The sequence below is a fragment of the Exiguobacterium sp. s133 genome, from assembly GCF_018618595.1.
Lineage (GTDB): Bacteria > Bacillota > Bacilli > Exiguobacteriales > Exiguobacteriaceae > Exiguobacterium_A > Exiguobacterium_A oxidotolerans.
Genome location: NZ_JACSMK010000005.1, coordinates 167,175 through 181,186 on the forward strand (window position 1 = coordinate 167,175; position 14,012 = coordinate 181,186).

The 14,012-nt window shown below is 48.6% G+C and carries 13 protein-coding genes and 1 riboswitch; of the genes, 1 reads left to right on the forward strand and 12 read right to left on the reverse strand.

What is annotated here, in order from left to right; all coding sequences use genetic code 11:
• The first annotated feature begins 95 nt into the window (after positions 1-95).
• The gene (locus KNP96_RS09215; RefSeq protein ID WP_214770079.1) at positions 96-1,295 is read left to right on the forward strand and encodes a LysM peptidoglycan-binding domain-containing protein; all 1,200 of its coding nucleotides are present in this window, start codon (positions 96-98) and stop codon (positions 1,293-1,295) included.
• A 121-nt stretch (positions 1,296-1,416) separates the two neighbouring features.
• Here KNP96_RS09215 and lysA read toward each other — a convergent pair whose 3' ends face one another.
• From lysA to KNP96_RS09275, 12 genes are all read right to left on the reverse strand, one after another.
• Positions 1,417-2,727, reverse strand: a complete 1,311-nt coding sequence (lysA, locus tag KNP96_RS09220; RefSeq protein WP_088836309.1) for a diaminopimelate decarboxylase — start codon at positions 2,725-2,727, stop codon at positions 1,417-1,419.
• Between the two features lie 13 nt (positions 2,728-2,740).
• Positions 2,741-3,799, reverse strand: coding sequence for an alanine racemase (gene alr, locus KNP96_RS09225; protein WP_088836308.1), 1,059 nt, complete (start codon positions 3,797-3,799; stop codon positions 2,741-2,743).
• Positions 3,796-4,728, reverse strand: coding sequence for a branched-chain amino acid transaminase (locus KNP96_RS09230; RefSeq protein WP_029332625.1), 933 nt, complete (start codon positions 4,726-4,728; stop codon positions 3,796-3,798). The genes alr and KNP96_RS09230 overlap by 4 nt, the downstream gene beginning before the upstream one ends.
• Before the next feature lie 25 nt (positions 4,729-4,753).
• Entirely contained in the window at positions 4,754-5,461 is a 708-nt protein-coding gene (dapD, locus tag KNP96_RS09235; protein ID WP_214770082.1) for a 2,3,4,5-tetrahydropyridine-2,6-dicarboxylate N-acetyltransferase, read from the reverse strand.
• On the reverse strand, positions 5,448-6,194 hold the full coding sequence (gene dapB, locus KNP96_RS09240) for a 4-hydroxy-tetrahydrodipicolinate reductase (RefSeq protein WP_214766735.1): 747 nt from the start codon (positions 6,192-6,194) through the stop codon (positions 5,448-5,450). The genes dapD and dapB overlap by 14 nt, the downstream gene beginning before the upstream one ends.
• Positions 6,191-7,072, reverse strand: coding sequence for a 4-hydroxy-tetrahydrodipicolinate synthase (dapA, locus tag KNP96_RS09245; RefSeq protein WP_088836305.1), 882 nt, complete (start codon positions 7,070-7,072; stop codon positions 6,191-6,193). Before dapA ends, dapB begins: the two co-directional genes overlap by 4 nt.
• A 22-nt stretch (positions 7,073-7,094) precedes the next feature.
• On the reverse strand, positions 7,095-8,087 hold the full coding sequence (locus tag KNP96_RS09250; RefSeq protein WP_088836304.1) for an aspartate-semialdehyde dehydrogenase: 993 nt from the start codon (positions 8,085-8,087) through the stop codon (positions 7,095-7,097).
• Positions 8,088-8,099: 12 nt separating this feature from the next.
• Positions 8,100-9,299 (reverse strand): aspartate kinase, encoded by a 1,200-nt coding sequence (locus KNP96_RS09255; RefSeq protein ID WP_029332620.1) that lies wholly within the window; start codon positions 9,297-9,299, stop codon positions 8,100-8,102.
• A gap of 112 nt (positions 9,300-9,411) precedes the next feature.
• Positions 9,412-9,590, reverse strand: a riboswitch (Lysine riboswitch).
• A gap of 71 nt (positions 9,591-9,661) precedes the next feature.
• Positions 9,662-11,032, reverse strand: a complete 1,371-nt coding sequence (argH, locus tag KNP96_RS09260) for an argininosuccinate lyase (protein ID WP_214766737.1) — start codon at positions 11,030-11,032, stop codon at positions 9,662-9,664.
• Entirely contained in the window at positions 11,029-12,234 is a 1,206-nt protein-coding gene (locus tag KNP96_RS09265; protein ID WP_088836302.1) for an argininosuccinate synthase, read from the reverse strand. The genes argH and KNP96_RS09265 overlap by 4 nt, the downstream gene beginning before the upstream one ends.
• Positions 12,235-12,355: 121 nt before the next feature.
• A complete protein-coding gene (locus KNP96_RS09270; protein ID WP_088836301.1) occupies positions 12,356-12,784 on the reverse strand; it encodes a GNAT family N-acetyltransferase in 429 nt (142 codons plus the stop codon).
• Positions 12,781-13,929, reverse strand: coding sequence for an alanine--tRNA ligase-related protein (locus KNP96_RS09275; protein ID WP_214770086.1), 1,149 nt, complete (start codon positions 13,927-13,929; stop codon positions 12,781-12,783). The genes KNP96_RS09270 and KNP96_RS09275 overlap by 4 nt, the downstream gene beginning before the upstream one ends.
• Between the last annotated feature and the right edge of the window lie 83 nt (positions 13,930-14,012).

Genomic DNA, 14,012 nt, shown 5'->3' on the forward strand with positions numbered 1-14,012 from the left:
ATAAACGGGAATTGTTCTGTTTTTTTGTTAAAAAAGGGTAATGATAAGTAAAGCGTTTGCGGAAGTGTCAGCGGACTGAAAAGGAGGAAATCATGATGGGTAAAAAATGGCTTCGGTTACTTGTTGTTTTGTTACTGATGTTCATTCCATTGTCCAGTTATCAGCTACCAGTCGAAGCAGCTAGCTCAACATTCGTCACGAAAGGTTCGACAACGAACAAAGCGGTGGCATTGACGTTCGATGACGGGGCGGATGGTACAAACATCGGTAAAATTCTCAGTATCTTAAAAAGTAACAATGTCAAAGCAACCTTCTTCCTGACCGGTGCCGGTGCCGCGAATCACCCACAGTCGATCAAAAATATCGCGAGTGCAACACCGACGCATCAAATTGGAAATCACTCCTACAGTCACCCCGATTTTACGACTTTGTCTGCAAGTCAGATGACAAGTGAATTGACACGGACGGAAAGTCTGCTTAACTCATTAACGGGACAGACAACAAAACCAATTTTCCGGGCTCCATTTGGTGCAAGCAACAGTGCTGTTTTAGCAGCCGTCGGTAATGCAGGTTACACGAAAACGATTCAATGGAACATCGATACGACGGACTGGAAAGGAATCAGTTCTACCGCAATCTTGAACCGCGTCATTCCGAACATCGTTCCGGGATCGATCGTCTTAATGCATACGGGTGCCGGTGCATCCGGAACCCCAATCGCCCTTCCTTCAATGATTACGCAACTTAAAGCTAAAGGGTATACGTTCGTTACGGTTTCTGAATTACTGCAACTCCCGACTTCAGGTAGTAAAACGTATACCGTCAAGTCTGGCGATACGCTCTATAAAATCGCAAATCTCTATAACATTTCTGTCAGCGCTTTAGCTAAAGCAAATAACATCACCAACTTTAACCTGATTTCTGTCGGACAAATCTTGACGATTCCCGGTACGTCGACGACACCTCCCCCAAGCTCAACGACTTCTTATACCGTCAAAAGCGGGGATACACTCTACTCTATCGCTCGTAAGTACGACGTTTCCGTCAGTGCACTCGCTTCAGCAAACAACATCACTAACCTCAATTTGATTTCTGTTGGTCAAGTGTTGAAAATTCCCGGTACGTCGACGACACCTCCCCCAACAACGACTTCTTATACCGTCAAAAGTGGAGATACGCTTTATGCGATTGCCCGTAAGTATAATGTGACAGTCAGCTCGCTCGCAGCAGCGAATAAGATTACGAATGTCAGCTTGATTTCAATCGGACAAGTATTGGTCATCCCATCCAAATAATTTGACTTGATGTTCCCTCAAAACGTTTCGAAACACCATCTTTCGGCAGATAAACCTGTTTCCTGAAATTTAAAACAGCAAGCCTTCCTCGTTTCGGTCGACGGGGAAGGCTTGCTGTTTATTAAGATCGTACGTTTTCTAGACCGAGATCACACGTAACGAGATCCGCATATGTTTGGCGTCGGACGACTTCCCGCGCTTCCCCTTGATTGACGAAGACGACTGCCGGACGTAAAAATTGATTGTAGTTGCTCGCCATCGAGAAATTATAGGCGCCCGTCCCGAAGACCGCCAGCGTATCCCCGCTAGCCGGTTCCGCCAATTGCGCTTTTTCTGCGACTAAATCGCCGGATTCGCAAGCAGCACCAACGACCGTCACTTCGCGCAGCGTTCCTGTCACCCGATTGGCGATGACTGTTTCGTAGACTGCACCGTACAGCGCAGGACGGATATTGTCTGCCATGCCGCCATCAACAGACAGATACGTCCGAACCCCTTGGACTTCTTTAATCGCCCCGACCGTATAGAGTGTCGTCCCGGCATTCGCGACAACCCACCGCCCTGGTTCAATCCCAATCCGTGGACGTTCGATTCCAAGTCGTGTCGACTCTTCCTCGATGATTGCCATGACATGCTCCATCGTCTGTTCAAAATCAAGCGGGACATCGTCTTTCGTATACGCAATCCCGAATCCACCGCCGACGTTGACTTCGCTCGCCGTGAATTCCGTTTCTTGACGAATCGTTTCGACAAACCCCATCATCGTCCGCGCCGTCCGCTCGAACAACGAAAGATCTTGGATTTGTGATCCAACGTGACAATGAATACCGAGCAGGACAAGATGTTCCGACGCTAAGATTGCCCGAACGGCTTCAAGATACGATTCATCATGGGTCGAGAATCCAAATTTCGTATCAACGCCGCCCGTCTGAATTTTAGTATGTGCCCCACCGATGACCTGGGGGACGATTCGAATCAATACGTTTACCGTCTGACAAGCATCTGCTGCAATTTGTTCGAGCTGTGCAATCTCACCGTAATGGTCGATGACGATTTTTCCGACGCCTTCTTCGACGGCATACCGTAAATCCTGCGTCGATTTGTTCGAGCCGTGGAAATAGATCCGTTCTGCCGGTACGCCCGCTTGACGCGCGATGTAAAGCTCGCCCCCCGTCACGACATCGATTCCGAGTCCGTGACGTACGACTTGCTGATAGACGGCACCAATCGTCAACGCTTTTGAAGCAAAGGAAGCATACGTATTCGGATATTTCGTTAAGAAACCATCTCGTACGGTCGCTAAACGGTCTGTCAGTTCACGCTCTGCCATCACGTAAAGGGGTGTTCCATATTGTGCTGCTAAATCTGTTGCTGCGACACCATCGATTTGAAGCGTGTTGTCTTGTTCCGTCAAATACGAGCTTCCGTACATAAATAGTTCCTCCTTATAGATAACGGTGTGCCAATCGCCATGAGCGTGCACACATCTGTTCCGAATTATTTGCCGTTCCCGTCCGTGTGATGTCGTCGATTTCAATTCCGTCCCCGTACAAGACGACTTCATCCCCGACTTCGACTGTCGAATCAACGGCAACGAACGTATGGCTCATGAATAATTTACTAATGATTGAATACGGTTTCCCGTGAATCAATACAGGTAAAGCGGACCGCCCTCGGACGACACCATCACCATAACCGACCGGTAAGACGGCGACACGAAGCGGTTGATCCGTCGTGTAAGACGTACCGTATCCGACGTGTTCGTCCGCCCCAACTTCACGGATTTCAACGACTTCTGTCGTCATCCGTAATGTAGGGACTAACCAGTCCATCTTTTCAATCGGTGAATAACCGAACAAAAAGATACCGGGACGAACATAGTTACAAAAGGCGAGGCGCTCGTCATGTTTGACGATCGTCGCACTATTTTCAGCATGCATGTACGTAAATTCATGTTGTGTCTGGACGACGTTCGCAATCGCTAAGAAACGCTCGACTTGTCCATCATGGTCCGCTCCCGGCTCGTCTGCGAGCGGAAAATGTGTATATAGCCCTGTCAAACAGAGCTGTTGCTCCTGCACTACTTCAAGGACTGCTTGCGCTTCTTCAAGTGAACTGACACCAAAACGGTTCATCCCGACATTGACCTTTAAATGGAGTTCGATGTTCGAAAGGTCTGCTTGATACCGCTTCAACCAATCTACCGACGGGATTCCAAGCGCGATGCCATAGTCTCGAGCCGCCTCGAACTGAGTCGCTGGATTCATCGCTAAGACATAACTGTCTGGAAAATTCGTTTTAATTTCAATTGCCTCATAAACTTCAGCGACAGCGAAATGATGCACGCCCGCTTCCATCAATGTCCCGACCATTTCAAGCATACCTAAGTTATAGGCATTATTCTTCACCACGGCGAAAATCTGTTTTTGCGATCGAGCGAAGACCGATGCGACATTTTGTCGCACCGCTTCCCGATCGATTGTTACGCGTGTACGTGTATTCATTCAGCTACCGCTGGTGTGACGTGTGTCAACCAGTCTGCATATTGCGGGAGTTGTCCTGAGACCGTTTGTCGGTAAAGCTCGAGTAATTCATCCGCGACAGCCCGTGTTCCGCCGTTGATTGTAATATGGTCGATTTCACCAACACTCGTGATTTCTGCCGCTGTCCCTGTTAAGAAAATCTCGTCTGCGACATACAGCTCGTCACGCCCGATATGACGTTCGACGACCGGGTACCCTTGATCTTGCGCGAGGCGCATGATGACTTGACGCGTGATGCCGTCAAGGACAGAACAGTCTAGTGACGGCGTGTAGATTGTCCCGTTTTTCAACATGAATAAGTTCGCGACACTTGCCTCACTGACATTACCGTTCATATCGAGTGCGATTGCTTCGTCAAATCCATCACGAAGGGCTTCGCCTTTTAAGAGTTGTGAGTTCATATAGTTCGCAGCGGCTTTCGCTTGCATCGGCATCATCGTTGACGATACCCGACGGTAAGAGGCGACTTTCGCACGAATGCCGACACCTTTATCGAAGTATTCACCAAGTTCCCAACATGAGATGCCGACGTGAACCGTCGTATCTTTTGCCATCAAGGCTTGCCACGGTGTACCGAGGAAAACGAATGGACGGATGTAACAAGACTCAAAGCCATTTTTCGCAACGAGATCAATCGTTGCCTGGACAAGTTCTTCCACTGTATATGGAATCGTGACGTGATAGAACGCGCAACTCCGGAAGAGACGTTCGATGTGTTCCGTCAATTGAAAAATTGCCGGACCGTCAGGCGTCGCGTAAGCACGAATCCCTTCGAAAAAACCACTTCCGTAATGAATCGCGTGTGACATGACGCTCGTATTCGCTTCTTTTGGATCATGAAAAATCCCGTCTAACCAAATCGCTTCACCATACTGTGTATCCACTGCCATGTGTTTTCCTCCTCTTCGACGTCAATCAGAGTGAACGTAAATCATCCACTAGTTGCGTCTTCTCTGCTGTTTTTTCGTCTTTCTGTTTGATGACGCGTGCTGGTGTTCCAGCAACGACGCTACCTGCAGGGACGTCTTCTGTGACGACACTGCCTGCTGCAACGACTGCATCTTTTCCGACACGGACGCCTTCCAAGATGACGGCGTTCGCTCCGATCAAGACACCATCTTCGATGATGACCGGTGTTTTTGAAGGTGGCTCAAGGACACCTGCGACCACGGCACCTGCGCCGACATGAACGTTTTTCCCAATCGTGCCACGTGCTCCGACGACGGCGTTCATATCAATCATTGTACCATCTCCGATCGATGCACCGATATTGATGATTGCACCCATCATGATGACGGCGTTATCGCCGATGACGACATGATCCCGAATCCACGAACCCGGTTCGATTCGCGCATTCAAGTGACGTGTGTCAAGCATCGGTACAGCACTGTTCCGACGATCGTATTCGACGTGGACGTCCGTGATTCGTTCTGAATACTTTTCTAAGAAAGTCGCAGCAAGTCCTGCATCTGCGAAGAAAATTTTTGATTCATCCGATCCGAAAGCTGTCGCCCCTTCAATCGTCAAGCCCGCTAAATCGCCATTGACGTAAAGTTTGACCGGTGTCTGTTTTTTAGCATCTTTAATGAATTTCGCAATTTCGTAAGCATCAGTTAGTAACATGTGAATCCTCCTGTGAGTAGAGCGTCTCTAACGTGTAGAGTCCCGCCGATTTTTGAATGAGTGCTTCGGCTGCTTTAATCGCACCTGAAGCAAATACTTTTTTTGATAATGCCGTGTGCTTGATTTCAATCAATTCATCGACCCCGGCGAACAACACTTCATGTTCACCGAAAATTGTTCCACCACGCATCGAGTGCATGCCGATCTCAGACGCTTGGCGTTTTTCCCGTGTCGATTCACGTTCATAGACCGGCTGGACGTCACGGAGTTCTTGAATCGTCCGCAATAAGAGTTCTGCCGTCCCGCTTGGTGCATCGACTTTTTGATTGTGGTGCTTTTCTAATAGTTCGATATCGAACGAACTGGCGAGTGGTACGAGCACCTGTAACAATTGCTGCATCATCGCGATCCCGAACGACATGTTGTACGACTGAAAAATTGGAATTTCAGTCGAAGCGTCTTTTATCGTTTGTAACTCCGCTTCCGAAAATCCGGTCGTCGCGATGACGAGCGGTGTTTTCGTTTTGAGGCCATACGCCAGTAAATCCGGCAACAAGCTCGGGTGAGAGAAATCGATGATGGCATCGACTTCTTCTGTTAGCTCGGACACCGTTTGATACGAAGGAATTTTCTCCGCTGACTTCGTCTGATCGATAACGGCGACAACTTCAGCGGGTGCCAATTCCTCGACATGATGCCCTGTCGCACCATATCCATGAATGGCAAGCTTCATCGAACCACTCCTTTATAAGCACGCATCGTCTCGAGTAAGTGTGCATGCCCGGCTTCGGATTGGCGAACGAGCGGCAAGCGTGGTGCACCGACTGCAAACCCGACTTCTTCGAGTGCTGCTTTAACAGGAATCGGGTTGACGTCACTAAAGATGGCTGCGATGACAGGCATTAAATCACTTTGAATGCGTCGTGCCGTCACTAAGTCGTTTGCGAGCACGGCTTCAGCAAGCGCTTGTGTTTCTGCCGGGTACGGGTTCGACAGGACCGAGATGACACCTTGTGCTCCCCATGCCATGTACGGCAGGATTTGATCGTCGTTGCCACAGAAGACTGCAAAACCTTCGGGGAGTGCCGTCATCAATTCACCCATGAAACTGACATCCCCGCTCGCTTCTTTGAATGCTTGAATGTTCGGATGCTCCGCGAGTGTTACAGCTGTCTCAACTGCAATCGCGACACCCGTCCGTGAAGGTACGTTGTATAACATGATGGGTAATTCGACAGCATCCGCGACTGCGGTAAAGTGAGCAATCAAACCGGCTTGTGACGTTTTATTGTAATACGGTGTCACGAGCATCGCTGCATCCGCTCCGAGCCGCTGAGCCGTTTTCGTTTTTTCAATCGTCTGTGCCGTATTGTTCGTTCCCGTACCGGCAATGACCGGAACACGACCTGCCGTGACACGGACTGCTGTCTCAAGTAACGTTTCGAACTCTTCGCTCGAAAGCGTCGATCCTTCACCTGTCGTCCCGGCGACGACGAGCGCTTGGATATTGGCTGCAAGTTGCTGTTCAATCAACTGTTCAAAAACGACTAAGTCGAGTTCACCTGCTGAATTGAACGGTGTCGCTAGTGCTGTTCCTGCTCCTTTGAACATGTTAAATTCCTCCTTAGTATGATTAAGAATGGATGCCGTTTTCTAAAGCATGACGCGCGACCTGGACTGCATTTGACGCCGCGCCTTTTCGAATGTTATCCGCGACACACCACAGATGGAATGTGTTCGCGAGCGTTTGATCTTGACGAATCCGCCCGACGTACACTTCGTCCGTCCCGCTTGCATCAAGCGGCATCGGGTACTGATTTCGCGAAACATCATCAACCAGTACGACGCCTGGCGCGTCAGCAAGTGCTGTGCGAATCGCTTCGACCGTCGTCTCGTTTGAAAACGTCACGTTGATTGCAACCGAATGCGAATTTGTGACGGGAACACGGACACACGTCGCACTGACCGGTAAGTTCGGTTGGTTAAAAATCTTCCGTGTCTCGTCAATCATTTTTTGCTCTTCTTTCGTGTACCCGTCTTCTAAGAAGACATCGATATGCGGCAAGATATTATCATGGATCGGGTGCGGATAGTTGACCGGTTCTTCACCGCGGCTGCCTCGCGCCAAGTCCTCAATTCCTTTTTGACCGGAACCGGAGACTGCTTGATACGTCGTATACGTGATTCGTTCAAAACCTAAGTGTTTGAGTGGTGCCAGGGCAACGACGGATTGAATCGTCGAGCAGTTCGGATTAGCGATCAGTCGGTCGGTGCTGCTGACCGCTTCCGGATTGACTTCTGGTACGACGAGCGGAATCGTCTCTTGCATCCGGAAAGCACTTGAATTATCGACGACAAGTGTTCCGTGTTCTGCCAGCAAGGGGGCATACTGTTCACTGATTGCTCCACCGGCTGCGAATAATGCGACGTCGATCCCGTGATGGATGATGTCTTCCGATAAAGCTGTAATCGTCACGTCCGTTCCATTAAACGAAACGACTTTTCCTGCTGATCGTTCTGAAGCATACGCCGACAGTTGACCGACTGGAAAATCGAGTTCCTTCAAGACTTGTAACATCTTTTGTCCGACGGCGCCTGTCGCACCGATGACTGCTACGTGGTACATGTTCATTCCTCCTTACAGGCTAAACGCGTTCGCGATCGCCGCGACCGTTCGTTCGATATCTGCTTGTGCGATTGTATACGAGATACTGATTTCTGATGTCGTGACTTGATAAAACGTGATGTTCTCGGCACGGAACGTCGCAAATAATTTTGATGCGACGCCCGTTGCGTCACGCATTCCGATTCCGACGACCGATAACTTGGCATGCTCGTTATGACGATCGACTTTAACGGTCGGAAAACGATCGATGATATCTTTCAGTGCCTCTTCGAGAAACTCTTCTTCATCGAGTGGACAAGAGAACGAGAGGAACACGTCACTATCAAAGGTCGTTTGACTGATCATGTCGATATTGACATGGCGATTCGATAACAATTCAAAAATGTCGGCGACTGCTGAATTGGTTTGTGGAACGTGTTTGATTGAAACCGTCAAAACATTTTTCGTTACACTGACGCTCGTGACTGCTTTTTGCTCCATCGTTTCTGTTGCCTCCATGATCCAAGTCCCTCTTTCCGATTCAAGTGTTTTCCCAACAAAGATATGCACGCCGTATTTTTTCCCGAGTTCGACGCTGCGCATCTCCATTACCTTCGACCCCAGTGCACTCATTTCCATCATTTCATCATATGAAATTTGTGGAATCGGCTGTGCCGCTTGATGAATCCGCGGATCCGCCGTATAGACACCGTCGACATCCGTATAGATTTCACAGCGCTTATCAAGGACGGCCGCTAAGGCGACAGCCGTTGTGTCTGACCCACCACGACCGAGTGTTGTAACATCCCCAAGCTCGTTGACACCTTGGAATCCGGCGACGATGACGACATCATAGGTTTCGAGTTTCTTTCGTAACAAGTCCCCGTCAATTTGTTTAATCTTACTTTTCGTATGAACCCCCATCGTGCTGATTCCTGCCTGCGCACCTGTTTGTGATAAGGCTTTTACTCCGACGGAATTTAAGGCGATGCTGAGTAACGAAATCGTTTGTTCTTCGCCGATTGCGAGCAATCGATCGAGTTCACGTCGTTCAGGACGATCCGTGATTGCTTGCGCTTGTGCGATGAGCGAGTCTGTCATCTTCCCCATCGCAGAGACGACGACCACTAATTTTTCACCTTGTTCTGTCCGATTTTTTAAATAATTCGCAATTGACTGAATCTGTTCGACAGTCGCGACCGAGCTACCACCAAATTTAAGTACAGTTGTCACAATCCTATCTCCTTTGTCCCGAAACAGAAAAAAACGACGGGCCGGTAGGAGCGTTCCTACGGCCCGTCGTTATCACGATCGGACAAACGAAGACAAAGTCTTTCGTTCTTTTACGTAAGATAGCGCTCCGAAACATCGGTTTCGGCAGTACAACGGATCTTAACCGTTGTACCAGCAAATGAGAAGAAGCATCTTTCTCATTCACTTCGGCGGATTTCCCCTTTCACATCACTCAGCATGCTCGCTTCAATAAATGATGTTACTGATGTCATCCGCGCCTCTATCTGTCGGTTGTTAGTTACAGTTATAGCAAACATTTTTTGTTAAATCCAGTCATTTGCTAAAATTTTTTCATTTTTCCGTTAATCCGCGAGTTTTTTCTTCGCTTGATCGAGTTGTACAGAAACAGCAGCAAAACCTGTCCCGCCGTAACTTCCTCTTCTTGCCACTGCTTGCACCGGGTCGAGGAGCGGATAAACATCTTCCGCGATGACGGAGTGGAACGTTTGATACGTTTCAAGCGTTAAATCTTTTAAGAAACAATTCGTCTGAACACAATGGAGGACCGCTTTTCCGACGATTTCATGCGCTTCCCGGAAAGGAACACCTTTTGTGACGAGATAATCTGCTAGTTCCGTCGCATTCGAGAAGTCTTGCATTGTCGCCTTCTTGAGCGCTTCTGTCTTAAACGTTGCTGATTCGAGCATTCCCGTAAAGATTTGAACGGATTGTAAAACGGTATCTGCCGTATCGAAGACACCTTCTTTATCTTCTTGCATGTCTTTATTGTAAGCGAGCGGTAATGCTTTCATCGTCGTCAGGAACCCCATCAGGTTTCCATAGACACGCCCTGTTTTTCCGCGAATCAATTCAGCGAAGTCCGGGTTTTTCTTTTGTGGCATCATGCTCGAACCCGTTGAAAATGCATCTGACAATTCGATGAATGAAAATTCTTGCGACGCCCAGATGATGATTTCTTCACAAAATCGTGAGAGGTGCATCATGACCGTCGAAGCAATCCCGAGGTATTCAATGACGAAGTCACGGTCCGATACAGCATCGAGGCTGTTCGGATAGACGTGCTCAAATCCGAGCAGTTCCGCTGACTTGAAACGGTCAATCGGGAATGTCGTCCCGGCGAGTGCCCCAGCACCGAGCGGCGAAATCCGAATCCGTTTCAAATTATCTGTCAGACGATCTACGTCACGGTCAAACATCCAAAAATACGCGAGTAGATGGTGTGCAAGTGAAATCGGTTGTGCCCGCTGTAAGTGGGTATACCCCGGCATGACGGTTTCGATGTGTACATCCGCCTGTTCCGTGATCACCGTCTGTAAGTTGCGGAGGCTTTCGATTAAATCAAGCACATGTTGTTCCATCCACAAATGTAAATCCGTCGCAACCTGGTCGTTCCGACTTCTCGCTGTATGCAACTTCCCTGCGACCGGTCCGATTTGTTCCGTCAGCAACCGTTCGAGATTCATGTGGATGTCTTCGTCAGCAAGCGAATAGACATGTGTTCCAATCGAAGCTTGTAACGTCTTGAGACCCGCTTCGATTTTTTTCCATTCCGTCTCTTCTAGGATACCTTGTTGATACAACATATTGGCATGGGCGAGACTTCCTTCTAAATCAACTGCCGCAAGCTTTTGGTCGAATGAAATCGATGCCCCAAACGCTTCAGCCTGAGCGGAAGCCCCTTCTGTAAACCGTCCGCCCCAAAGTTTCGTCATTTTGTCACGCCTTCCTGCCGATGAACACTTGCGTGTGTCGCAATCGCAAGACCGTGCAATTTAATGAATCCTTTCGCTGCTTCATGATCGAACGCATCTTCTTTCGTATACGTCGCAAGCTTCTCGTCATAAAGTGACACCGGTGACTGACGTCCTGTGACCGTCGCATTCCCTTTGTAGAGTTTGACCCGTACTTCGCCCGTGACGTCTTGTTGCGTCGCTTTTAAGAATGCTTTCAGACCTTTCGTTAACGGTGCGTGGAACAAACCGTTGTAGATTGTTTCTGCATATTGTTGACTTAAAATCGGTTTGAAGTGAGCGACGTCTTTCGTCAATGTGATGGTCTCGAGTGCGGCATGGGCTTTTAGCAAGACCGTTGCTCCCGGGCATTCATACACTTCCCGCGATTTGATTCCGACGAGACGGTTCTCGACGTGGTCAATCCGTCCGACACCATGTGCTCCGGCGATGATGTTGAGTTCTGTAATCAACTTCGCCAGTGGGTAGACTGTTCCGTTGATTGAAGTCGGAACACCCGCTTCAAAACCGATAATGACTTCTTCTGCTTGATCCGGTGCTTCTTCCGGTGCGACCGTCAGTGCATAAGCATCTTGCGGCGGTTCTGTCCAAGGGTTTTCAAGGACACCACATTCGTTACTCCGTCCCCAAAGGTTCATATCGATTGAATATGGGCTGTCGAGATTGATTGGAATCGGGACATTGTTGTCTTTTGCATAAGCGATTTCCTCTTCACGTGACCATTTCCATTCCCGTACAGGGGCGATGACTTCCAGTGAAGGATCGAGTGCTGCGACCGAAACTTCAAACCGGACTTGGTCATTTCCTTTTCCTGTACAACCATGTGCAACGGCCGTTGCGCCATGTTGATGCGCAACTTCGACGAGCTTTTCAGCAATCAGCGGGCGAGACAGTGCCGAAATCAGTGGATACGCGCCTTCGTAGTGGGCGCCGTATTGAAGTGCTGGTAAGACGAATTCATTTGCGAATTCTTCTTTGACATCAAGAACAATCGATTCGACGGCTCCGACGAGCAACGCTTTTTCTTTGATGACAGTCAAATCTTTTCCTTCGCCGACGTCCATACATAAAGCGACGACATCATAATCCTTACTCAACCATTTGATTGCCACCGATGTATCAAGTCCCCCAGAATACGCTAAAATTAATTTTTGTTTCGTCATTATTAATTCCTCCCTGATTTCGAATTCATCTGTCTGTATAAAAATTCATTATTAATTATATATATACATAGACTTTCAAAAAAAGAAACCCTTTTTACAGGATTTCTTTAAAATTTCTCAATTAAACTTTCTTTTCCATCGTTCGGTGTGGGATGCCGGCATCATCAAATTCGTCGGACATGATGTTGTATCCTAAGCCTTGATAAAAAGGAATCGCTTGAACTTGAGCACCAAGCGTCAAGATGCTCCGACCCTCTCGTCTCGCCACGCGTTCCATTGCTCGCATCAGCTCACCGCCGTAGCCTTTCCCACGTGTCGCAGCTAGCGTCGCAACACGTTCGACCTTCATCCGTTGATCGTCGTAGGGACGTGTCCGTCCTGTCGCGACAGGGCGATTTTGTTCGTCAAGGACAAGCAAGTGAATCGCTGTTTCGTCATGGGTATCATATTCAAGATTACGAGGAACCCCTTGTTCTTCGACGAAGACCCGTTCGCGAATCATTCGGACTGCTTGGTGCTGCTCTGCTGTTTTTACTTGAATCACTGTCATGTTACTTGTTCCTCCTTCAATCGTTCTATGTAAGCAACTGCATCCTCATGCGTGTTGAACATCGCCTGTGCGACGTGCTCGCTACCACCACCACGTCCATTGAACGTCTTCAAATGGACTTTGGCAAATTTCCCGAGGTGGACCGGACTTGATCCTTGCATCAATAATTTTTTAGCTGATTCGTTCCAAATGAGTCCGAGACGTCCTGCTTCCGCAATCGCTTTGACTAGTCTTTCAGAGAATGGCAATGCCTCGTCAGCATGGTTTACGAAAATCCAATCCTCCGTCGACGCCAGTAGTTTATTGAGTTCCGTACGGACATGTGCGGCTTGAACTGTTTCAATCATCCGATTCAAGCGAACGACATCTTGTTTTAATTCTTCGACGGCTTGCGGCAGCTGCTCTTTTTTAGCCGATAACAATTGAGCGGCTTCACGCAAGGCACGTCTTTCCTTCGTTAACAACTCAAATGCGCGCCCTTTCGCGACGTACATCAGTCGAATATTCCCCCGAACCCGCTCCTGCCCTGTCAAGATAATCAATTCTAAATCAGCTGTCGATTCGAGGTGTGTTCCTCCACAGGCGCTATAGTCCAGTTCACCGATTTGGACGACACGAATCTTTCCTGTCACTTGGGGTGTTTTACGTAAAGGCAGTGCGAGTGCCGCCGCCTCGTCGTACTCGTTCGCCGTAATCGGTAACGCCGATGTAATGACGTGGCGCAATCTTTTTTCAAGACGCGCTTGCAAGGCATCATTCCATTCACCTGCTTCAATATCTAGTGTCGATTCTTCAGAGCCCGTCCGAAAACTTAATGTCTTGATATTGAACTCGTCCTGCAAAATCGCTGAGATTACGTGTTGCGCCGTATGTTGTGCCGCATGATCCGTCCGGACGGCGTCATCGATGACGCCCGTAACAGTACCTTCGATTTTTTGATCAACTTGATGCCACACGATACCGGCTTTAAGTTGAACGTCACGAACCTTCAAATCGTTTAATGTCCCTCGATCCGCCGGCTGTCCGCCACTTTCCGGATAAAAATAACTTTCTTCTAAAGCAACCCAGTATCCGTGTTCTTCTTTAACATTCGTCACGCGTGTCACGAACTTTCGGACCGCAGGATAAATTTGCTCCAGTCGCATGTCTACCCCACCTTTCTCAATCTATTCATTTGCTATTATGCCATATTTCGCCTAGTATCGTTTGTCGACTTGTCCATTTCCTA